This window comes from Dietzia massiliensis, from assembly GCF_018390595.1.
Lineage (GTDB): Bacteria > Actinomycetota > Actinomycetes > Mycobacteriales > Mycobacteriaceae > Dietzia > Dietzia massiliensis.
Map to the genome: position 1 here is coordinate 51,402 of NZ_JAHBAV010000010.1, position 19,842 is coordinate 71,243.

Genomic DNA, 19,842 nt, shown 5'->3' on the forward strand with positions numbered 1-19,842 from the left:
CGGACGGGCGTCCTGACGGGTGATCGCCCGGTCGCCCCGTCACCGTGGGATCAGCCCCTGGAGGACGGCGAGCTGCTCTGCGGCCACGGACAGGTTGAGGCGGTCCGGGTCGATCTTCGGCTTACTGTCCCAGGGCTGCGGGACATCGGGGTGTGCGTACTCCACCCGGTCGGCCCCGCGGACAGCAGTGGGGCTGCCGAACGGCACCGTGCAGCGCGCCTCGTAGTTGGGCGGGAAGTTCTGCTCCTGCGGGTCGAAGGACGGGTCCTGCGCCTTGAGTTGCTCGATGATCTCGTAGGTCCCTTCGTAGCCCTGCGTACAGGGTGTGGGGTTGTCCATTTCCAGCACCAGACCGAAGTGGATGGTCCCGTCGCCCGGTGCCACGGACAGACCGCCCGCGGACAGTGCGGGCAGCAACTGCAGCAGCACCACGAACGACGGCGCCAGCGGGTCGACGGTCTTCATGGTCGTGGACAGGTTGCCCACCGCCCGGGTGAGTGGCTCGCCCGAGTTGTCGATCAGTGCGCGCGTCTCGTCGGCGAACTCGGGGGCGGTGGTGATGAGCCGCTCGAGGTCCGAATCGGAGTCCCGCAGGGCCTCGGTCACGGTGCGCAGGTCACGCGAGAAGGAGATGATCTCCCCGGACTGATCGGCCTGGGTGTCGAGCACCGTCGCCCCGTCCCGGATGAGCGCCTGCAGCTGCGGCATCGTGCGGATCCCCTCCTCGGAGAGGCGGATGAGCGAGTCCGACAGCCGCTGGAGCTGTGGCCCGCGGCCCTCGAAGGCGTCGCCGAGTTCGTCGACCATCACCTCGAGGTCGTCCAGCGGGACCGAGCGGGACAGGTCGTCGACCGAGGCCAGGAGGTCCTCGACCCGCACGGGCAGCGCCTCGCTCCCGGCCGAGATGACGTCGCCGTCCTGTAGGTGCGGCTCGGTGTAGCTGTTGGGCCTGAGGTCCACGTACTGCTCGCCGATCGCCGAGCGGTTGGCGACCACGGCCACCGTGTCGGCGGGGATCCCCGGGGCGCTGGAGTCGAGGTCGAGTTCGACGCGCACCCCGTCGTCTGTAAGAGTCAGCTCTCCCACGCGCCCGACGGCGGTCCCGCGGTAGTTGACGGCCGCGTTGGTGAACACGCCGCCGGTGTCCGGCAGGTCGAGGTAGACCTTGTACTGCCCGATCCCCAGCAGGGACGGCAGTCGGACGTAGTTGGCGCCGACGTAGGCGATGCCCACCGCTGCGATCACGCAGAAGGCGATGAGCTGGGTTCTCAGTGTCTTGCTCATCGGAATCCGGGCTCCCCTGGTTCGGGCAGGTAGTTCTCGGAGAACTCCGAGGTCCCCGGCGCGGGCCTGGGCTCGACGGCCCGGTCCATGACGGGCGGTACCGGCAACAACGGCAGCACGATGGTGGTCCTCCGGTCCGGGCCGTTGTCGCCCTCCCACGGGTTGCCGGGGTCGACGTTGTACGGCCCGCGGGTGGTGGTCGGACGCAGCGGAACCGGGTCGCCCTGGTTCGCCCCGAGGTTGCGGAGTGTCTCGGAGATCGTCGCGTCGATCGACAGGAACACGTTGGCCGAGCCACCGATGGTCGAGCGGATCGACGAGTCGGGGAACGGGAACGTGGGCACGAAGCCGGTGAGCTCGATGAGGTCCGGCGTGGACTCGCCGAGGTACTGCAGCACGGGCCGGAGGGCGCGCAGGTCGGCGATGAGGTCCTCGCGGCTGGTGAGCAGGATGTCGGACCCGACCTGGCCGAGGGCGTCGATGCGGCGCAGCATCTCCACCAGCTGCGGCCGCTGCTCCTCGAGGACCGCGACGCCGGCGGGGAGCTCGTCGAGCGCGGCCTGGATCTGTTCGCGCTGGTCGTTGGCCCGGGCGGTCATGAGGTTGACGCCCTCGAGCGCGGCGGTGATGCTGTCGCGCTGCCGGTTGAGCCCGGAGATGAGCTCGTCGGCGGACCGGAGCGTCTCGGTGAGTCCGTCCTCGCGGCCGTCGGTGGCCTTGCGCAGCTCGGCGACGATCGGCTGCAGCTGGTCGACCCCGCCGCCGTTGAGCAGCAGCGACAGGGCGCCGAGGACCTGCTCGATGTCGGTGGCGGTCCGGGTGTTGGACGTGGAGATGACGTCCCCGTCCGCGAGCTGACCGGTGGGCGGCTCGTCCTCCGGCGGGGTGAGCTGGACGAACTTCTCGCCCAGGAGGTTGGTCTGCTGGATGGACGCCTCCGTGTTGGCGGGCAGCTCCAGGTCGTCCCGCAGGACGATGTCGACCTGGGCCGTCCAGCCGTCCTCGGCCAGCGAGATCCCGGTGACGCGCCCGGCGTCGAGTCCGTTGACCTTGACGGTGGACTGCAGCACCAGATCGAGCACGTCGTCGAACCTGATGGAGACCTCCATGGGGTCCTCACCGACGTCGGCGCCGCCGGGCAGCGTGTAGTCCTCGAGGTTCATGGAACAGCCGGCGGCCACGGCCGCGACGAGGGCGGCCGCGCCCAGCGCGCGGCCCGCTCGGGCCGCCGAGGTGAGGTGTCGCCTCATCCCCGTCCTCCTTCCGAGGCGGGCGTCATGGGCCACCCGCGGTTGCCCTCGACCGTTCCCGGCACCGGGATGGACTGCTTCATCTCGCCGGCGAGGATGCCCAGCGGCAGGTCGGGGTTGGACGTGCGCAGTTCCTGGTTGCGCTGGGGTGCGAGCGCCTCACACGCCTGGATGTCGGCGCGACGGAGGTTGTCCAGCTCCTGGAACAGTTCGTTGCCGGGGTTGAGCCGGCCCAGCTTCATGATCTGGCACAGGATCCCGGCCGGATTCTGCTTCTCGGGGATGTTCGGCCGCATCGACAGGGTGCCGGACTCCGCGTCGTAGGCGTTGATGAGGTTGGCCAGCGCCAGGGGCGCGGTCTTGAGGATCTCCTCGAGGTCGTCCCGCTGGTCGGCGGTGATCTGGCTGATCGTCACCAGGCGGTCGGCGTTGCTGCGGATCACGTCCTGGTTGTCCCGCACGAGCCGCGCGACGTCGGCCAACGCGTAGCTCAGTTCGCCCAGCGCACCCTGGAGATCCTCGCGCTGCCCGGCCACCGTCTGGTTGAAGGAGGCCATCTGGGAGTTGAACTCGCGCACCTGCGCGTCGTTCTCCGCCAGCATGGTGACGAAGGACTGCAGGTTGACCACGGTCTCGCTGATGTCCTGGCTCGAGTCGGCCAGCGTGGTCGCGGCGCGGGACAGTTCGTCGATCGAGCGCCCCAGGGCGGCGCCGTTGTCGGCGAGGGTGTCGGCGGAGGTGGCGACGAAGCGGTCGAGGGCACCGTCGCGGTTCGCACCGTCGGGGCCGAGGGCCTCGGTGAGGTCCTTGACCGACGCGTACAGCTTGTCGACCTCGACGGGCGTCGCCGTCCGTTCGATCGGGATGTGCGCGCCCGATTCCATCGTCGGGCCGCCCGAGTACGCGGGCACGATCTGGATGTTGCGGTCCGGGATCACCGAGGGGGTGACCTGGACGGCCTTGGCGTCGGCGGGGATGTCGATACCGCGGCGCACGTGGAGTCGCACCTCGACGGTGTCACCCATGGGGGTCACCTCCTCGACCGATCCGACGGTCACGCCGAGGATCCGGACGTCGGTGCCCTCGGAGACGCCCACCGCGGACGGGAACGTCGCGGTGATGGTGGTGCGCCCGAGACGGGTCACCGCGAGGTAGGTGACGGCGACGACCGCGACGACGACGACGAGGAGCAGCGCCACCAGCCAGTACGGCAGCTTCTTGTGCATCACTTGATCCCACTCTGTCGGGCCGGCGTCCGGGCGCCCGGGTAGAAGGGCGGCTCCGGCGCTCCCGGCGGGATGAGGTTGGTGACCACGGAGTCGAACCACCGACCGGTGCCCAGCATGTTGGCGTACAGCCGGTAGAAGGGCGCGAGGTTGTGGATGGACTTCTTGAGGTCCTCCTCGTGGTCGGTGAGGATCTCCAGCGCGGAGTCGAGGCTGTCGAGGGTCGGGCCGAACTTCGCCTCGTTGTCCGCCACGAACAGCCGCAGCTCGCTCGACAGGCCCCGGGTCGACGCCAGGACCAGCTTGAGGGTCTCCGCGCGCTCGTTGAGCTCGCCGAGCAGCTGACCGGTGCCGATGATGAGCCGGCGGAAGTCGTCGTTGCGCTCGGCGAGGATCCGCGAGCTCGTCCGCGTCGCCTCGAGCAGCTGGCGCAGTTCGGCATCCCGGCTCGAGATGGTCTGGGACAGCCGCGCGACGCCGTCGACCGCGCCGCGGAACTCCTCGGGTGAGGCCTGCATCGCGTCGGTGAGGGTGTCCAGGCTCTCCGCCAGCTTCACGTCGTCGATCTCGTCGAGCGTCTCGGCCGCGGAGGAGAACGCCGTGACGACGTCGTACGGGGCCACCGTCCGCTCGAGCGGGATCGGTTCGGACCGGTCCAGCTCGCCAGTTCCCGCGGGGTCGAGCGCGAGGAACTTCTGCCCCAGGACGGTCTTGACCTGGATGCTCGCCCGGGTGTCGTCGCCGAGCCACGCGTCCTTCGCCCGGAAGCCCACGAGCACCTTGTCGCCCTCGAGCTCGACGTCGGTGACCACGCCCACCTTAATGCCGGCGACGCGGACCTCGTTGCCGCCGGTGAGACCCGCCGCCTCGGAGAAGTAGGCCTCGTACTTGGGCCCCGCCCCGACGATGGGCAGGGCGTCCAGTCGGAAGGAGCCGAGCGTGAGCACGAGGATCGTGATCACGCCGATCGCCCCGATGGTGGCGTTTCCGAACCGGGGCTCGCCCGGCGTGCGCCTGCTCACGGGATCCCTCCTTCATGGCATCGCGGTGCGACGTTGGTGTACAGGACGTGGTTGAGGGTGGGTCCTCCGCTGGGCAGTAGGTTCGGCACGTTGTTTCCCGGGCCGTGCACGAGGTCGGCGCCGCACAGATAGAACTGGAACCAGGAACCGAACGAACCCATCCGGATGAGGTTGTCGGTATTGAGCGGCATGTTCGTGAGGACCTCGCTGAGCTTGTCCTCGTTGTCGGCGAGGTCGTCGGTGACCAGCTTGAGATGGTCGAGCGACTCGGTGACGGCCGGCCTCGTCGCGGTGACGACGTTCTCGGCCGAGGACGTCAGATCGGCCATCGACTCGAGCGAACCGCCGATCGCGTCCCGCTCGGCGGCCAGTCCCTCGACGAGCTGCCTGGTGGTCACCACGAGCTGCTGGAACTGGACGTCGCGCTCGTTGATCGTCTCCAGGACCCTGGTGAGGTTGTCGATGACCTCTCCGATCACCTGATCGCGGTCGGCCAGGTGGTTGGTGAGCTGGCCGGTCTGACGGACGAGGTTCGTCACCGTGCCGCCCTCGCCCTGCAGGACGCGCACCAGCGAGTCGGCGAGGGCGTTGACGTCCTCGGGCTGCAGGGTGGTGAACAGCGGCCGGAAGCCGTTGAACAGGGCGGTGAGGTCGACGGCGGGCGAGGTCTTCTCGATGGGGATGGTGGTGCCCTCGGGAAGCGTCGGCTGAACCGGCCCCGGTTCGCGCGAGATGTTCATGTACCGCTGGCCGATCATGTTGCGGAACCGGAGGGTGAGGTGCACGTTCGCCGGCAGGGTGCGGTCACCGGCGAGGGTGAAGTACACCTTGGCCTGGTCGCGCTCGTGGATCTCGAAGCCGGTCACGTGACCCACCACCACGCCCGCGATCCGGACGTCGTCGCCCTCCTCGACCATGGTCGCGTCGGAGAAGATCGCCGAGTACTCGGTGCCGTCCTCGCGCGTACCGCCGCGGATGGTCGTGGCGAGGATCGTCGACAGCAGTCCGGTGACCACGATGAAGATGACGAGCTTGACGAACGAGGACAGCAGGCCCCCGCGGAACAGCGCTCTGAGTTTGGTCTTCACTCGAACGCCACCTCCGTCCCGCGCAGCGCCGGGGCGCCGAGGGCACCGACCCAGCCCGGGATCTCGGCGGCGTCACGGGCGGAGGCGACGCCGTAGACCGTCCGGACGGTGTCGGTCTCCAGCGGGGACCCGGCGTAGGCCATGGCCATGACGTCCGCGTCCCGTCCGGCGGTCACGGTCGACGGGAACGGCCGGTTCGGCTGCTCGGGCACCGCGCGTCCGGGCGCCGCGGGGACGGAGCCCCTGGTCCGGAGCGACGGGACCGGACCGTCGAGGTCGAGCGGGTTGGGCAACGTCGGCATGCTCTGCGGGCCGGGGTTACGCGACGGCGGCTGGAAGGAGCCGTCGGCGATCGCCCCGCCGGGGGCCATGGGGAAGATGTCGGGCTCCTGGGCCGGTTCGTAGCAGCGCGGGCCTCGCGTGTCGAAGAACCGCGGCTCGTCCTGGTTGGGCACGTACCGCCCCTTCGGGTTCACCACCTCGATGGTCACCCGGATGCCCGGGTGCGGGTCCCCCACACCGAGGATCGCATCGGAACGATCCAGGGCGACCATGAAGTTCTCCACGGTGCACGGCAGGGCCGGCGAGTATTCGGCGAGGTACTCCAGCGAGGTCCGCGAGTCGGCCGCCAGGGCGATGATGTCCGTGCGGTTGTTCGCCAGGAACCCGGTGAGCACGTCGGCGGAGGTGCTGATGCGCTGCAGTCCGTCCGCGATGTCGGTGCGTCGCTGGATGACCGTGTCGCCGGTGGTCCGCAGGGCGTCGAGGGCGTGGATGAGATCCGGCAGCGCCTCGGAGTACGTCTGGGAGAAGGTCGCGAGGTCCTGCAACCCGGACTCCAGGGCGGGCATCTCCTCGGTGATCCCCTCGAAGACCTGGCCGATCTCCACCAGGCTCGCCCCGATCTCGTCGCCTCGGCCGGCCAGCGCCTGGTTGAGCGCGCCGAGGGTGCCGGCGAGCTTCTGCGGGGGCACGGCCTCGAGCACGGGCAGCAACCCGTCGAGGACCCGGCCGAGCTCGACCGCGTTGCCCCGCGTGTCCTGCTCGATGGTGGCGCCGGGTTCGAGCGCGCCCGTCGGCGTGTCGGGGAAGCCGAGGTCCACGTAGCGCTCGCCGAACAGCGTCTTGGGCAGGAGCCTGCCGCTGATGTTGGCCGGGAGCTGGCCCATGAAGTCCGGATCGAACTCCATGTTCACGCGCACCTGGTCGCCGTCGGGTTCGACCCCGGAGACCCGTCCGACGAGGACTCCGCGAGCCTTGACGTCGGCGTCCACGGGCAACGAGTACGCCATGTCGTCGGTGACCATGGTGACGCTGTCGGACGCGGTGAACGCGCGGTTGTAGATCGCGACCGTGGTCGCGACGAACGCCACGACGATGACGACGAACAGGGTCGCCAGGAGTCGCTTGCGTGTCGATGACATCTCGTTCATCCGGCCACCCGCACCGTCGTGGTCGTGCCCCACAGGGCGAGTCCGACGAAGAAGTTGAGGATGGCCACCACGACGATCGTGGTGCGTACCGCGCGACCGACCGCGACGCCCACGCCGGCCGGTCCGCCGGTGGCGGTGAACCCGTAGTAGCAGTGGATCATCACGAGGACGAACGCGAAGATGATGACCTTGACGAAGGAGTAGATCACGTCTTCGGGTGGCAGGAAGAGATGGAAGTAGTGGTCGAAGGAGCCCGTCGACTGCCCCTGGACCATTGTGTTGACGCCCCGGGTGGCGAGGTAGGACGACAGCAGACCGACCACATAGAGCGGGATGACCGCGATGAACCCGGCGATGATCCGGGTGGTCACCAGGTACGGCACGCTGGGGATCGCCATCACCTCGAGGGCGTCGATCTCCTCCGAGATGCGCATGGCCCCGAGCTGGGCGGTGAACCCGCATCCGACGGTGGCGGACAGCGCGAGTGAGGCCACCAGCGGCGCGACCTCACGGGTGTTGACGTAGGCCGACAGGAAACCGGTGAGCACCGAGCTGCCGATCTGATCCAGGGCGGCGTAACCCTGGAGCCCCACGACCACGCCGGTGAAACCGCTCATCATGACGATCACGCCGATGGTCCCGCCGAGGACGGCGAGCACGCCCACTCCGAAGGTCACCTCGGCGATGAGCCTCAGGACCTCTTTGCGGTAGTGGACGATCGTCTGCGGGATCCACCGGATCGCGCGCAGGTGGAAGGCGAGCTGGTCGCCGAGCGAGTCGAACGAGGCTATGGGGCCGCGGATCATGGCCCGGATCCGGGCCCGGGTGGGGCCGACGTCGGTGTGGATCGCCATCTACGACCCCTTCGGCGGGACGATCTGCAGGTACATCGCCGTGAGGATGAGGTTGGCGAAGAACAGCAGGAGGAAGGTCAGGACCACGCCCAGGTTGACGGCGTCGCCGACCCCCTTGGGACCGCCCTTGGGATTCATGCCGCAGTAGGACGAGACGACCCCGGCGATGAGCCCGAAGACGAGGGCCTTGAGCGACGACATGATGAAGTCGGGCAGCTGGGCGAGCGCGCCGAACGACATGAGGTACGCGCCGGGCGTGCCGCCCTGCAGCAGGATGTTGAACACGTAGCCGCCGGTGATGCCGACGATCGAGACGAGTCCGTTGAGCAGGACGGCGATCAGCATCATGCCCAGCACGCGCGGGACCACGAGCCGCTGGACCGGGTCGATCCCCAGCACCCGCATCGCGTCGAGTTCCTCGCGGATGGTGCGGGCGCCGAGGTCGGCGGCGACCGCGGACCCCGCCGCACCGGCGATGAGCAGTGAGGTCACCAGCGGCGCCCCCTGCTGGACGACGGCGAGGACGCCGGTGGCCCCGGTGTAGGCCTCGGCCCCGAGCTGCTGGACCAGCGAACCCGTCTGCATCGCGACGACCGCGCCGAACGGGATCGCCACGAGCGCCGACGGCAGGATCGTCACCGACGCGATGAACCAGGACTGCCCGATGAACTCACGGAACTGGAACGGTCGTCTGAAAATGCCCCGCAGCACCTCGAGGAAGAGTCGGAACACCTTGCCGGCCTCGCCGAACGCGGTGCGGACGCCACCGCCGACATCCGACGGCGACACCCCGGTTCTTCTCTCTGGCTGCTGGGTCGTGCCCTCCGCCATGTATTCTCCCCCGACCTCTCCTGCCTCAGTGCTGACCGGAACCGTAGTGGTCGTCGAGCCCCGACGGGCTCGCACCTCCCGGCGTGGCGGCGTGTGCGGGGGTCGTGGCGGGCTCTGCAGCGGTGGTCGCAGAGTCGGCGTGGGCCGACTCCGCGGGCACGGGATCCTGGGTGTGGGCGGCGGCGGTCGAGCGTCCGTTGCCGTGCCCACGGGCGGCCCACTCCGTCCGGATGGCCTCCCGGGCCTCGGGCGGAAGGGTGTCGAGCATCTCGGCGACCCGCTTCTCGCGGCGGAGTTCGCCCTGACGCTGCGGGCTGCCGGGGGTCGGCTGCATCTGCGGCGGAACGCCCTTGACCTCGTCCTCGCCCGGGGAGCCGTCGTTGTGGCCGGCCTCGGCGTGAGCCTGCTCCTGGCGCATCTGCGCGTCGTCCTTCTCTTCGGACATGCCGATGGGCCCGAGCTTGGACCCGCGCAGGAACTGGCGGACCGACGGCTCCTCGCTGGTGAGCAGCACCTCACGCGGGCCGAACATCACGAGGTTCTTGCGGTAGAGCATGCCCAGGTTGTCGGGGACCGTGCGCGCGAGGTTGATGTTGTGCGTCACGATGAGGATCGTGGCGTCGATCTGCGCGTTGATGTCGATCAACAGCTGCGCGAGGTACGTCGTGCGGACCGGGTCGAGGCCCGAGTCGGGCTCGTCGACGAGGATGATCTCCGGGTCGAGCACCAGCGCGCGGGCGAGGCCGGCCCGCTTCCGCATACCGCCGGAGATCTCGCCCGGCAACTTGCCCTCGGCACCGGTCAGACCGGTGAGCTCGAGCTTCTCCATGACGATGTCGCGGATCTCGGACTCGGGCTTTCGGGTGTGCTCGCGCAGGGGGAACGCCACGTTGTCGTAGAGGTCCATGGAGCCGAACAGCGCGCCGTCCTGGAAGAGGACGCCGAACAGCTTGCGGATCTCGTAGAGCTCCTTGGCGGTGCACTGCAGGATGTCCGTGCCGTCGATGATGATCTTGCCGCGCTCGGGCCGCAGCAGGCCGATGAGCGATTTGAGGAAGACGGACTTACCGGTGCCCGACGGGCCGAGGAGCGCACTGACCTCACCCTCGGGGAGGGTGAACGTGACGTCCTCCCAGATCTTCTGCGAACCGAAGGACTTGGTCAGCCCCTCGACGGAAACCTCGACACCCACGGCAACCACTCCTCACTGCAGCCATCATCTGTGGCCACGGTCACTGTAAACTACCGCTCCGTAGGCGTGCGTTGTTACATGGCCCGGAAAAGCGTTCTGCTCGGATCGTCGAGAGTGCTCGTGGGCGTGGGGATGTGCCGGTCGTACAGACGCCACAGGGGCGGCCCGGCGATGTCGCCGGGCCGCCCCTGTGGACGGTGGTGCGTCAGGTCACTTGAGGGTGACGGTGGCACCGGCCTCTTCGAGCTTGGTCTTGGCGGCCTCGGCGGCCTCCTTGTCGGCCTTCTCGATGATCGCCTTGGGGGCGGACTCGACGAGGTCCTTGGCCTCCTTGAGGCCCAGGCCCGACACGATCTCGCGCACGACCTTGATCACGCCGATCTTCTTGTCGCCGGCCGACTCCAGGACGACGTCGAACTCGTCCTGCTCGGCGGCGGCCTCGCCACCGGCAGCCGGGGCGCCGGCGGCGGCGACGGCGACCGGAGCGGCCGCGGTGACCTCGAAGGTGTCCTCGAACAGCTTCACGAACTCGGAGAGCTCGAGAAGAGTCATCTCCTTGAAGGCCTCGAGCAGCTCGTCGTTGCTGAGCTTCGCCATGGTGGCGTCCTTTCTGTTGGTCCCGGTGCCGTCAGACGGCCCGGAAGCAGGTGGGGTGGATCAGTTCTTCTTGTCCTGGAGCGCCGCGAACAGACGTGCCAGCTGCGAGGCGGGCGCGTTGAACAGGCCGGCGGCCTTGGCCTGGTTGCCCTTGAGGGCACCGGCCATCTTCGCGAGCAGGACATCGCGGGACTCGAGCTCGGCGATCTTGTCGAGCTCGTCGGCGGACAGCGGGGCGCCGTCCATGACGCCGCCCTTGATGACGAGCGCCTTGTTGTCCTTGGCGAAGTTCTTGAGCGCCTTGGCGGCGTCCACGACCTCACCGGTGACGAACGCGATGGCGGTGGGGCCGGACAGGAGGTCGTCGAGACCCTCGACTCCGGCTTCCTCGGCCGCACGCTTGACCAGGGTGTTCTTGGCCACGGTGTACGTGGCCGCGTCACCCAGCGTCTTGCGCAGCTCGGTCACCTGGGGAACGGAGAGTCCGCGGTACTCGGTGACCACGGCGGTGGAGGAGTTCTGGAAGTGCTGCTTGATCTCCTCGACGGCCTGGACCTTTGCGGGCTTTGCCATGTTTCGCCTCCTTTCTGCATCATCTCGCCCGGGAGAGACACGAACGCCCCGTGCGCAGGTGGCACGGGGCGCGGAGGAGGCGGGCCCGCGGGCGCGCTGTCGTCTACGCTGACCGGTGTTCTCCTGCGCGGGCCGTCCGGGCGCTCCCGGACCCTTCGACCACCCCCGGCGGGAGTGGCGACCTGCGGTCTTCGGTGAAACTTGATCAGGCGCCCGGGAGCCTGGACCTCCGAGCGTTCAAACTTCGGATCCAAGGGTATAGGCGGCGGACGCCGCATACCAAATCGCCCGGGCCGGCCGCGAATGGCGGCAGGTCCGGCTTTCTGACAGATTGGTCCCGTGTCTCCAGCCTCCTCCCGCCTCGCCGTCGTCTATAACCCCACCAAGGTCGGAGTCGACGAGGTGCGCCGTCGCGCCACGGCACGGGCGTCCCGGCACGGGTGGACCGACCCCGTCTTCCTCGAGACCACGGAGGACGACCCCGGCACCGGTCAGGCCGCCGAGGCGGCGGCGCAGGGCGCCGGGCTGGTGATCGCGTGCGGCGGCGACGGCACCGTGCGCTCGGTCGCACAGGGACTGATCGGCACCACGGTGCCGATGGGCGTGGTTCCCCTCGGCACCGGCAACCTGCTGGCCCGGAATCTTGACATCCCCCTGGACGACGTCGACCACGCGCTGCGGGTGGCCATGACCGGACGCAGCCGCGCCATCGACATCGGCGAGGTCCGCTACACGGACGGCGAGGGCGACGCCCACGACGACGTGTTCCTGGTGATGCTCGGTGCCGGGATGGACGCCGACATGATCGCCGGCACAGACGACGACCTCAAGGCGCGGGTGGGCTGGCTCGCGTACGTGGGCGCCTTCGCCTCCACCCTGCTGCGCGGCCACAGGATCAGGGTGGACTACTCCCTCGACGACGGCCCGCGGATCCAGACCCGCGCGAGGACCCTGCTCGTGGCGAACTGCGGGATGCTGCAGGCGGGGATGGTACTGCTGCCGGACGCGGTGATCGACGACGGCCTGCTGGACGTGATGGCCCTGCGCGCGAAGGGCGCGATCGGGTGGGCCAAGGCCGGCGCGGTCCTCGCGCAACACACCGTCCGCCACCGCCTCAGCGCGCTACGCCGCGGCGGCGGTTCGTCCCACGAGCCCGAGCGTCACGAGACCCGCCCGGTGGACTTCCGCCAGGGCGTGAGTGTCACCGCGCGCATCCTCGAGAAGCCGGCCGCGTTCCAGATCGACGGCGAGGACTGCGGAACAGTCGCCGAGTTCTCCGCCCGGATCAAGCGGAGGGGCCTCGCGGTCCGCGTCGCGTACTGAACGCACCGCCGGGCCTCGGACGCGCATCAGGGGTCCCGACGGATCAGGAGCGCGAGGACGGCGCGGATCCGGAAAAGCGGAAGGCCCCGCGCCGGGGATTCCGGTCGCGGGGCCTTCGGCCGAGCTGGCTAGCTCACTCCGAGTCGGTGCCGGCCTCGAGGAGCTTCGAGATCGCCTGCGTGTCGACCGGGATGCCGGGGCCGGTCGTGGTGGAGATGGTGATCTTCTGCAGGTAGCGGCCCTTGGAGGAGGACGGCTTGAGGCGCATGACCTCGTCGATCGCGGCCTGGTAGTTCTCCGTGAGCTGCTCCGGCGTGAAGGATGCCTTGCCCACGATGAAGTGCAGGTTGTTGGCCTTGTCGGTGCGGAAGGTGATCTTGCCGCCCTTGATGTCGTTGACGGCCTTGGTCACGTCCATGGTGACGGTGCCCGTCTTGGGGTTGGGCATGAGACCACGCGGGCCGAGAACGCGGGCCACACGGCCGACCTTGGCCATCTGGTCCGGGGTGGCGATCGCTGCGTCGAAGTCGAGCCAGCCGCCCTGGATGCGCTCGATGAGGTCGTCGGAGCCGACGGCGTCGGCGCCGGCGGCCTCGGCCTCGGTGGCCTTCTCGCCCGCGGCGAAGACGATCACGCGGGCGGTCTTACCGGTACCGTGCGGAAGGTTCACGGTGCCACGGACCATCTGGTCCGCCTTGCGGGAGTCGACGCCAAGTCGCATGGCGACCTCGACGGTGGCATCCATCTTCGTCGAGGAGGTGTCCTTGGCCAGGGCCATGGCTTCCAGAGGCGAGTACAGCTTGGTGCGGTCGACCTTTTCAGCGGCGGCCTTGTAGGCCTTGCTGTTCTTGCTCATGTCTCATCCATTCCTGCCGCGTCACTCACGCGGCGGTCGGGTGTGGTTCGGGCCTGAGCTGCCCTCCCACGCAGTGCTTGGGGGTGGAGGTCAGCCCTCGACCGTGATGCCCATGGAACGGGCGGTGCCGGCGACGATCTTCGCGGCCTGGTCGATGTCGTTGGCGTTGAGGTCCTCCAGCTTGGTCTGCGCGATCTCACGGACCTGGTCCATGGTGACCTTGCCGACCTTGGCGGAGTGCGGCGTGCCGGAGCCCTTCTGCAGGCCGGCGGCCTTGAGGAGGAGCTTGGCGGCCGGCGGCGTCTTCAGCTTGAAGTCGAACGACCGGTCCTCGTAGACCGTGATCTCGACCGGCACGACGTTTCCGCGCTGGTTCTCGGTGGCGGCGTTGTAGGCCTTGCAGAACTCCATGATGTTGACACCATGGGCACCCAGAGCCGGGCCGACCGGCGGGGCCGGGTTGGCAGCGCCGGCCTGGATCTGGAGCTTGATGAGCCCTGAGACCTTCTTCTTCTTCGGAGGCATCGTCTTCCTGATTCTTCGACTGGATCTCGGCGCCGCGCTGTACACGCGGGAGGCCGACTGTCGTGTGCACCCGTCCCCGCCGCCCCACCGTGAGGCGAGCGTGCGGCGACACAAGCGCAACCTGGGAGAGTTTACGTGTTCCGCGCACGCAACGACTAATCGTGGGCGCGGACCGCTCCCCCGGACGCCTTCCGTGCGGGAAACGACTAACCCGCCCCACGCTGGGCGCGGGGCGGGTCGCCGGAGGTTCGTGCGTGTCAGTCGATCTTCTCGACCTGGTTGAAGCCGAGCTCGACCGGGGTCTCGCGGCCGAAGATCGACACGAGCACCTTGAGCTTCTGGGCGGCCGGGTCGACCTCGGAGATCGACGCGGGCAGGGTGGCGAACGGGCCGTCCATGACGGTGACCGACTCGCCGACCTCGAACTCGACCTCGACGTTCTGCGGGACCATCCCGGCGTCGCCGTCGGCGGCGCCCGCGGCGGCGGCCTTCTTCTCCGGCTTGGGCGCCAGGAACTTGGCCACGTCGCTCAGGGAGAGCGGGGTGGGGCTGCCGCCCTGGCCGCCGGTCGCGCTGACGAAGCCGGTGACGCCGGGGGTGTTGCGCACGACGCCCCACGACTCGTCGTCGAGCTCCATGCGCACCAGCACGTAGCCGGGCAGGACCTTGCGGTTGGCGGTCTTCTTCTGACCGTTCTTGACCTCGGTGTACTCCTCCACCGGGACCTCGACCTGGAAGATCTTGTCCTCGGCGCCGAGGGTGACGGCGCGGGTCTCGAGGTTGGCCTTCACCTTGTTCTCGTACCCGGCGTACGAGTGGATGACGAACCAGTCGCCGGGCAGCTTGCGCAGCTGGCGCTTGAACGCGATGACCGGGTCGATCGCGGGCGTGGCCGGCTCGGCCGGCGACTCCTCGGCGGGGGCGTCGTCGCTCACGTCGTCGGTCTGCAGGGCCGACTCGTCGAGCTCGGCCTCGGCGACGTCCTCGTCACCCTCCTCGACGATGTCGCCCTCGACGTCCTCGTCGATCTCGGTGGGCTCGGCGTCGGTGGCCGCGTCCTCGTCGAGCTCGGCGCCGGCCGCGACGGTCTCGTCCTCGGCCTGCTCGGCGGCGGCGTGCTCGGCGTCCTCGGCCCCGGGGCTCTGATCGATGTCGCTCACGGAAAATGCGGTCCTCTCGAAGTCGGCGGTCCGGATCTCACCCCGGACCTTCAGCGGCAGGTCTCTAGCGGTCGAAGACGAGCTCGACGAGCTTGCCCGCGCCGAAGTCGACGCCCGAGACGAGCGCGGTCATGAAGATGAGGAACAGGAACACCACGATGGTGTAGGTGACCATCTGGTTGCGCGTGGGCCAGATGACCTTGCGCAGCTCCTCGACGACCTGCTTGAGGTACTTGACGGGATTCGCGCGGGCGGTCCGCGTGTCCTCCGGCTTGTCCGCGTCCGTGCGGACCCGGCCCGCGACGGCCGTGTCGGCACGACCGGCCTTACCCGTGGGAACGGCGGCGGCCTCGGAGTCGCGAGCGCCGCGGGTGTCGACGTCGTCGTCGCGATCCTGGCTCACGCGGCTACCTCCGGGTCGTCTGGCTTGCGGGGAAGTGCAGGGGCGACAGGACTTGAACCTGCAACCTGCGGTTTTGGAGACCGCTGCTCTGCCAGTTGAGCTACGCCCCTTCGGCCGGTTTCCCGACCACCCGTACCGTCCCGCGTAGCGGACCGCACGATCGCCTCGACTCTACAGTGTCGGCGACTGCCCGGGGGCAGCGCGGGTCGCGACCACGTTCGGTCGGGCATCTCAGTGTACGACAGCCGCCCCGGCGCCCCGAAATCGGCTCCCCCGGCCCTCTTAGTCCCCGAGCGCGACCGTGACGATCGCCTTGCCGAACACCTTGGCCCCGCCGCTGGTGACGACCAGCGCGACGTCGGCGCTCGAGCCGTCCTCGGCGACCTTCTTCACCGTCCCCGCCACCGCCAGGAGCGCGGGGGCGTCGGCCGGCACCACCACGGGGGCGGCGAACCGGAACGAGGTGGCCAGGACGCGATCGGCGCCCCCGGCCCACTCGGCGACGACCCCGATCGCCAGGGCCGAGGTCAGCATCCCGTGCGCCACCACACCGGGCAGGCCGAGCGCCTGCGCTGCCCCGTCGTCGAGGTGGATGGGGTTGTGGTCCCCCGACGCCTCGGCGTAGCGACGCAGGTCCTCCCGCCGGACCGGCACTGTCCGCGGGGGCAGGGCGTCGCCGGCCGCGGGACTCGTCGTCGTCGCCCCCGTCGCCCCGGTCGTGCCCTCCGGCCCGGTCGTCTCCTCCGGCCCGGTCACGCCTCCACCTCCGCGGTGAGCAACGCGCTGGTCAGGGTCTGGACGGGCTCGCCATCGGCGTCGCGCAGCACCGTGTCGAAGCCGATCATGCGCCCGCCACGCGCCGACCGCACGCCGGTGACCGTCGCGGTGGCGGTGAGGACGTCACCCACCCGGATCGGCCGGTGGTGCTCGCTCGACTGGGCGGTGTGGAGGGTCCGCGCGAGGTCGATGCGCAGCGCGGGGTGCTCCATCACCGCGCGTTGGACCGGGGCGGTCAGGGCGGCGGCCAGCGTCGCGGGGACCTGACCGGCGGGCGCGCCGACGGCCTCGGCGAACCGTGACACCACCGCGTCGGTCACGGTGACGGGATCGGCGACGACGACGAGGTCATCAGCGTTGTCTGTGCTCACAGCCCCTGACGCTACCCGAGGGCGTGTGCGCGGAACCGCTGATACGACCCGTCCCCGCCTCCTACGGTGGGGGCAGTCGAGCAGGGAGTGCGATGTGAGCCACGACAAGCCGGCCCCGCGGGCCGGGCACGAGAAAGCTGGGCGATCGCCGGGCGGGCCCGGCGGAGACGCCCCCACACCGGTGGAGGGGCACGGCGGATCCCACGCCACGGCCGTCGCGGCCGCCCACGGGGTGCGGACCATGTTCACCCTCTCCGGGGCGCACGTGTTCCCCATGTACGACGCCGCGGAGAAGGAGGGCCACGGCATCGCGCTGCTGGACGTGCGGCACGAGCAGACCGCCGCGTTCGCCGCCGAGGCCACCGGCAAGCTCACCCGCTCGCCCGGCCTGGCCGTCCTCACCGCCGGTCCGGGGGTGACCAACGGCGTGTCCGCGCTGGCGCAGGCCTCGTTCTCCGGCGCCCCGATGGTGGTCCTCGGCGGACGCGCGCCAGCCGGCCGCTGGGGCACCGGCAGCCTGCAGGAGTTCGACCACGTCCCGGTGGTGCGGTCGGTGACCGTGTCCGCCGAGACCGCCCGCGACACGGCCGATATCGCCGCCGCCACCCACCGCGCGTTCACCGCCGCCCGCACCGCCCACCGCGGACCGACGTTCCTCGACGTGCACATGGACCACTTCTTCGACCGGTGCACCTCCGCGCGGCCCGGGCCGGGATACACCGACGACGGCACGCCGCTCGGCCCGCCGCTCGGCGCGGTCGGTGACTCGGATGGGGCCTGGCCGGACCGCTCCCTCGGCACCGACCGCCTCCCCGACACCGACGCCGTCGACCGGATCGCCGACCTGCTCGTCCGCGCGGAGCGGCCCGTCCTCGTGCTGGGCTCGGACGTGTGGGCCGACGGCGCCGAGGACGCCGCGCTGCGGTGCGTGGAGACGCTCGGGCTGGCGGTGATCCCCAACGGGATGGGCCGAGGCATCGTGCCCGCCGGCCACCGGCTGCTCGTGGGCAAGGCCCGCGGCATGGCGTTCGGGGCTGCCGACGTGGTGATCGTGGTGGGCACACCCCTGGACTTCCGGCTGAGCTACGGCGTGTTCGGCGGCAAGGAGGGCGCCACGCCCGCGACCGTCGTGCACATCGCCGACTCCCCCGCGCAGCTCAGTCCTCACGCCTCGCCCGCCGTGGCGACCGCGGGCGACCTGGAGCTCGTGCTGGACGCGCTGGTCGAGTCCGTGGACCGTCGGTTCCGGACCGGCGCGGGCCGACCGGACTGGAGCGGGTGGGCGACGTCGCTGCGGGAGAAGGCCGACGCCGCCCACGCCGCGGACCTCAAGTTGTTCTCCGCGGCCGCCGACCCGATCCACCCCGCGCGGATCTACGGCGAACTGCTGCCGCGGTTGGCGGAGGACGCGGTCGTGATCGGCGACGGCGGGGATTTCGTGTCCTACGCCGGGAAGTTCATCGAGCCCGCCCGGCCCGGCAACTGGCTCGACCCCGGCCCGTTCGGCTGCCTCGGCGCGGGCCTGGGGGCGGCGATCGCGGCCCGGATAGCCCGGCCGTCCAGCCAGGTGGTGCTGCTGCTCGGCGACGGCGCCGCCGGGTTCTCGCTCATCGACGTGGACACGCTCGTGCGGCACCGGCTGCCCGTGGTGATGATCATGGGCAACAACGGGGCGTGGGGCCTGGAGAAGGGGCCCATGCAGATGCTGTACGGCTACGACGTGATCGCCGACCTCGCTCCGCGGACCCGCTACGACGAGGTCGTGCGCGCCCTCGGTGGCGCGGGCGAGATGGTGACGGACCCCGCGCAGATCGGGCCGGCCCTGGACCGCGCGTTCGCCAGCGACGTGCCGTACCTGGTGAACGTCGTGACCGACGTGGACGCGATGTACCCGCGCTCGACGTTCGGGGTGTGAGTCGACTCGGGGTGTGAGCGGGCTCGGGGAGTGGAACGACGAAGGCCGCCCGCGGCGATGCGGACGGCCTTCGATGGACGTTGTACCGGTGGGGGGACTCGATCCCCCGACCTCACGATTATGAGTCGTGCGCTCTAACCAGCTGAGCTACACCGGCATGCCCTGCCAGTCGGACGATCGAGCCGCCCCGCACAGTGCGAGCCCCCTGTCGGAATCGAACCGACGACCTTTTCCTTACCATGGAAACGCTCTGCCGACTGAGCTAAGGGGGCGGGCTACGCTCTGCTGCTGGTCTCCCAACCGCTCGGCGCTGAAGCCTTTAGCAGATTACACACACCGCCGAACGCGGCACAAATCCGCCGGTGAGAGGGCTGATCTCCGGCGCCGCTGGCAGGATGGGCGGGTGCGCATCTCCGTGGTCATCCCCGTTCTCGACGACGCCCGCGAGCTCGAGGGCTGCCTGGCCGCGCTCGCCGCGCAGACACGGGCCCCCGACGAGGTCGTGGTGGTGGACAACGGCTGCTCGGACGACAGCGTCGCGGTGGCGCGGGCCGCCGGTGCCCGCGTGGTCGACGAGCCCGTGCGCGGCATCCCCGCAGCGGCCGCCGCCGGCTACGACGCGGCGACGGGCGACGTCATCGCCCGACTCGACGCGGACTCCCGCCCCGGCCCCGACTGGCTGGCACGGATCGAGTCCGCGTTCGCCGCCGATACCGAGCTCGTGGCGGTCTCGGGGCCGGGCGAGTTCATCGGGCTCATCGGGTGGCGTGCCCGGGCGGCGAAGCTGCTCTACATGGACGCGTTCTTCCTGTCCGTCGGCTCCGCGATGGCCCACCCGGTGTTGTTCGGCTCGAACCTGGCGATGCGCCGCAGCGCGTGGGAGCGGGTCCGCGACGGGGTCGACCGCACCGATCCGGAACTGCACGATGACATCGACCTGTCGTTCCAGTTCGGCGCCCGCGACCGGCTGTGGGTGGACCGTTCGCTCGCCGTGGGCATCTCGGCCAGGCCGTTCGACGACCCCGCCGCGATGCGCCGTCGCTTCTCGCGGGCGTTCCGCACGATCTTCCGGAACTGGCGCACGAGCCCGCCGTCGCAGCGGTGGCTGGAGCGCGTCCAGCGTTGATCCGGCGCGGCGCCGGCCACAGCGGGGCGGGCGGGG

The 19,842-nt window shown here is 70.1% G+C and carries 20 protein-coding genes and 3 tRNA genes; 3 read left to right on the forward strand and 20 right to left on the reverse strand.

Annotation, left to right across the window (positions count from 1 at the left end):
* Positions 1-39: 39 nt before the first annotated feature.
* From KHA85_RS04450 to rplJ, 11 genes are all read right to left on the reverse strand, one after another.
* Positions 40-1,284: an MCE family protein gene (locus KHA85_RS04450; RefSeq protein ID WP_131885315.1), complete on the reverse strand. Its 1,245-nt coding sequence runs from the start codon at positions 1,282-1,284 to the stop codon at positions 40-42.
* Entirely contained in the window at positions 1,281-2,534 is a 1,254-nt protein-coding gene (locus KHA85_RS04455; protein WP_131885316.1) for an MCE family protein, read from the reverse strand. The genes KHA85_RS04450 and KHA85_RS04455 overlap by 4 nt, the downstream gene beginning before the upstream one ends.
* A complete protein-coding gene (locus tag KHA85_RS04460; protein WP_131885335.1) occupies positions 2,531-3,760 on the reverse strand; it encodes an MCE family protein in 1,230 nt (409 codons plus the stop codon). The genes KHA85_RS04455 and KHA85_RS04460 overlap by 4 nt, the downstream gene beginning before the upstream one ends.
* Positions 3,760-4,782, reverse strand: a complete 1,023-nt coding sequence (locus KHA85_RS04465; RefSeq protein WP_131885317.1) for an MCE family protein — start codon at positions 4,780-4,782, stop codon at positions 3,760-3,762. Before KHA85_RS04465 ends, KHA85_RS04460 begins: the two co-directional genes overlap by 1 nt.
* Entirely contained in the window at positions 4,779-5,870 is a 1,092-nt protein-coding gene (locus KHA85_RS04470) for an MCE family protein (RefSeq protein WP_131885318.1), read from the reverse strand. Before KHA85_RS04470 ends, KHA85_RS04465 begins: the two co-directional genes overlap by 4 nt.
* The gene (locus tag KHA85_RS04475) at positions 5,867-7,303 is read right to left on the reverse strand and encodes an MCE family protein (RefSeq protein WP_213184926.1); all 1,437 of its coding nucleotides are present in this window, start codon (positions 7,301-7,303) and stop codon (positions 5,867-5,869) included. Before KHA85_RS04475 ends, KHA85_RS04470 begins: the two co-directional genes overlap by 4 nt.
* A complete protein-coding gene (locus KHA85_RS04480; RefSeq protein ID WP_174521533.1) occupies positions 7,300-8,109 on the reverse strand; it encodes an MlaE family ABC transporter permease in 810 nt (269 codons plus the stop codon). Before KHA85_RS04480 ends, KHA85_RS04475 begins: the two co-directional genes overlap by 4 nt.
* Positions 8,110-8,157: 48 nt before the next feature.
* Positions 8,158-8,988, reverse strand: coding sequence for an MlaE family ABC transporter permease (locus tag KHA85_RS04485; RefSeq protein ID WP_213184927.1), 831 nt, complete (start codon positions 8,986-8,988; stop codon positions 8,158-8,160).
* Between the two features lie 25 nt (positions 8,989-9,013).
* Positions 9,014-10,180 carry an ABC transporter ATP-binding protein gene (locus KHA85_RS04490; protein ID WP_213184928.1) on the reverse strand — a complete coding sequence of 389 codons (1,167 nt, stop codon included), beginning with the start codon at positions 10,178-10,180 and terminating at the stop codon, positions 9,014-9,016.
* Positions 10,181-10,390: 210 nt separating this feature from the next.
* Positions 10,391-10,777 carry a 50S ribosomal protein L7/L12 gene (gene rplL, locus KHA85_RS04495; RefSeq protein WP_061228425.1) on the reverse strand — a complete coding sequence of 129 codons (387 nt, stop codon included), beginning with the start codon at positions 10,775-10,777 and terminating at the stop codon, positions 10,391-10,393.
* Between the two features lie 60 nt (positions 10,778-10,837).
* The gene (gene rplJ / locus KHA85_RS04500; RefSeq protein ID WP_213184929.1) at positions 10,838-11,350 is read right to left on the reverse strand and encodes a 50S ribosomal protein L10; all 513 of its coding nucleotides are present in this window, start codon (positions 11,348-11,350) and stop codon (positions 10,838-10,840) included.
* A gap of 339 nt (positions 11,351-11,689) precedes the next feature.
* Between rplJ and KHA85_RS18420 the strand changes: the two genes are divergently transcribed.
* A complete protein-coding gene (locus tag KHA85_RS18420; protein ID WP_213184930.1) occupies positions 11,690-12,673 on the forward strand; it encodes a diacylglycerol/lipid kinase family protein in 984 nt (327 codons plus the stop codon).
* 133 nt (positions 12,674-12,806) lie between these two features.
* On the opposite strand, the gene rplA is transcribed toward KHA85_RS18420, so the two are convergent.
* From rplA to hadA, 7 genes are all read right to left on the reverse strand, one after another.
* Positions 12,807-13,529 carry a 50S ribosomal protein L1 gene (gene rplA / locus KHA85_RS04510; protein WP_213184931.1) on the reverse strand — a complete coding sequence of 241 codons (723 nt, stop codon included), beginning with the start codon at positions 13,527-13,529 and terminating at the stop codon, positions 12,807-12,809.
* Positions 13,530-13,619: 90 nt separating this feature from the next.
* Entirely contained in the window at positions 13,620-14,054 is a 435-nt protein-coding gene (gene rplK, locus KHA85_RS04515; RefSeq protein ID WP_061228429.1) for a 50S ribosomal protein L11, read from the reverse strand.
* A gap of 257 nt (positions 14,055-14,311) precedes the next feature.
* On the reverse strand, positions 14,312-15,214 hold the full coding sequence (nusG, locus tag KHA85_RS04520) for a transcription termination/antitermination protein NusG (RefSeq protein ID WP_213184932.1): 903 nt from the start codon (positions 15,212-15,214) through the stop codon (positions 14,312-14,314).
* A 64-nt stretch (positions 15,215-15,278) separates the two neighbouring features.
* Complete coding sequence (gene secE / locus KHA85_RS18425) at positions 15,279-15,617, reverse strand: preprotein translocase subunit SecE (protein WP_061228431.1); 339 nt, start codon at positions 15,615-15,617, stop codon at positions 15,279-15,281.
* 37 nt (positions 15,618-15,654) lie between these two features.
* Positions 15,655-15,727, reverse strand: a tRNA-Trp gene (locus KHA85_RS04530).
* Positions 15,728-15,899: 172 nt separating this feature from the next.
* On the reverse strand, positions 15,900-16,373 hold the full coding sequence (locus tag KHA85_RS04535; protein ID WP_213184933.1) for a MaoC/PaaZ C-terminal domain-containing protein: 474 nt from the start codon (positions 16,371-16,373) through the stop codon (positions 15,900-15,902).
* Complete coding sequence (gene hadA / locus KHA85_RS04540; RefSeq protein WP_063971823.1) at positions 16,370-16,765, reverse strand: (3R)-hydroxyacyl-ACP dehydratase subunit HadA; 396 nt, start codon at positions 16,763-16,765, stop codon at positions 16,370-16,372. Before hadA ends, KHA85_RS04535 begins: the two co-directional genes overlap by 4 nt.
* A gap of 181 nt (positions 16,766-16,946) precedes the next feature.
* Here hadA and KHA85_RS04545 point away from each other — a divergent pair, with 181 nt between their 5' ends.
* On the forward strand, positions 16,947-18,680 hold the full coding sequence (locus KHA85_RS04545; protein ID WP_213184939.1) for an acetolactate synthase: 1,734 nt from the start codon (positions 16,947-16,949) through the stop codon (positions 18,678-18,680).
* 83 nt (positions 18,681-18,763) lie between these two features.
* Here KHA85_RS04545 and KHA85_RS04550 read toward each other — a convergent pair.
* A tRNA-Met gene (locus KHA85_RS04550) sits at positions 18,764-18,837 on the reverse strand.
* 42 nt (positions 18,838-18,879) lie between these two features.
* Positions 18,880-18,952 (reverse strand) — tRNA-Thr (locus KHA85_RS04555).
* Positions 18,953-19,083: 131 nt separating this feature from the next.
* Here KHA85_RS04555 and KHA85_RS04560 point away from each other — a divergent pair.
* Positions 19,084-19,806, forward strand: a complete 723-nt coding sequence (locus tag KHA85_RS04560; RefSeq protein WP_131886246.1) for a glycosyltransferase family 2 protein — start codon at positions 19,084-19,086, stop codon at positions 19,804-19,806.
* The last annotated feature ends 36 nt before the right edge of the window (positions 19,807-19,842 follow it).

What these genes read in the sequence shown, in the direction of transcription:
- KHA85_RS04450 (WP_131885315.1), bottom strand. Translation starts at nt 1,284, where the DNA reads ATGAGCAAGACACTGAGAACCCAGCTCATCGCCTTCTGCGTGATCGCA.
- KHA85_RS04455 (WP_131885316.1), bottom strand. Translation starts at nt 2,534, where the DNA reads ATGAGGCGACACCTCACCTCGGCGGCCCGAGCGGGCCGCGCGCTGGGC.
- KHA85_RS04460 (WP_131885335.1), bottom strand. Translation starts at nt 3,760, where the DNA reads ATGCACAAGAAGCTGCCGTACTGGCTGGTGGCGCTGCTCCTCGTCGTC.
- KHA85_RS04475 (WP_213184926.1), bottom strand. Translation starts at nt 7,303, where the DNA reads ATGAACGAGATGTCATCGACACGCAAGCGACTCCTGGCGACCCTGTTC.
- KHA85_RS04480 (WP_174521533.1), bottom strand. Translation starts at nt 8,109, where the DNA reads ATGATCCGCGGCCCCATAGCCTCGTTCGACTCGCTCGGCGACCAGCTC.
- KHA85_RS04485 (WP_213184927.1), bottom strand. Translation starts at nt 8,988, where the DNA reads ATGGCGGAGGGCACGACCCAGCAGCCAGAGAGAAGAACCGGGGTGTCG.
- rplL (WP_061228425.1), bottom strand. Translation starts at nt 10,777, where the DNA reads ATGGCGAAGCTCAGCAACGACGAGCTGCTCGAGGCCTTCAAGGAGATG.
- rplJ (WP_213184929.1), bottom strand. Translation starts at nt 11,350, where the DNA reads ATGGCAAAGCCCGCAAAGGTCCAGGCCGTCGAGGAGATCAAGCAGCAC.
- rplA (WP_213184931.1), bottom strand. Translation starts at nt 13,529, where the DNA reads ATGAGCAAGAACAGCAAGGCCTACAAGGCCGCCGCTGAAAAGGTCGAC.
- rplK (WP_061228429.1), bottom strand. Translation starts at nt 14,054, where the DNA reads ATGCCTCCGAAGAAGAAGAAGGTCTCAGGGCTCATCAAGCTCCAGATC.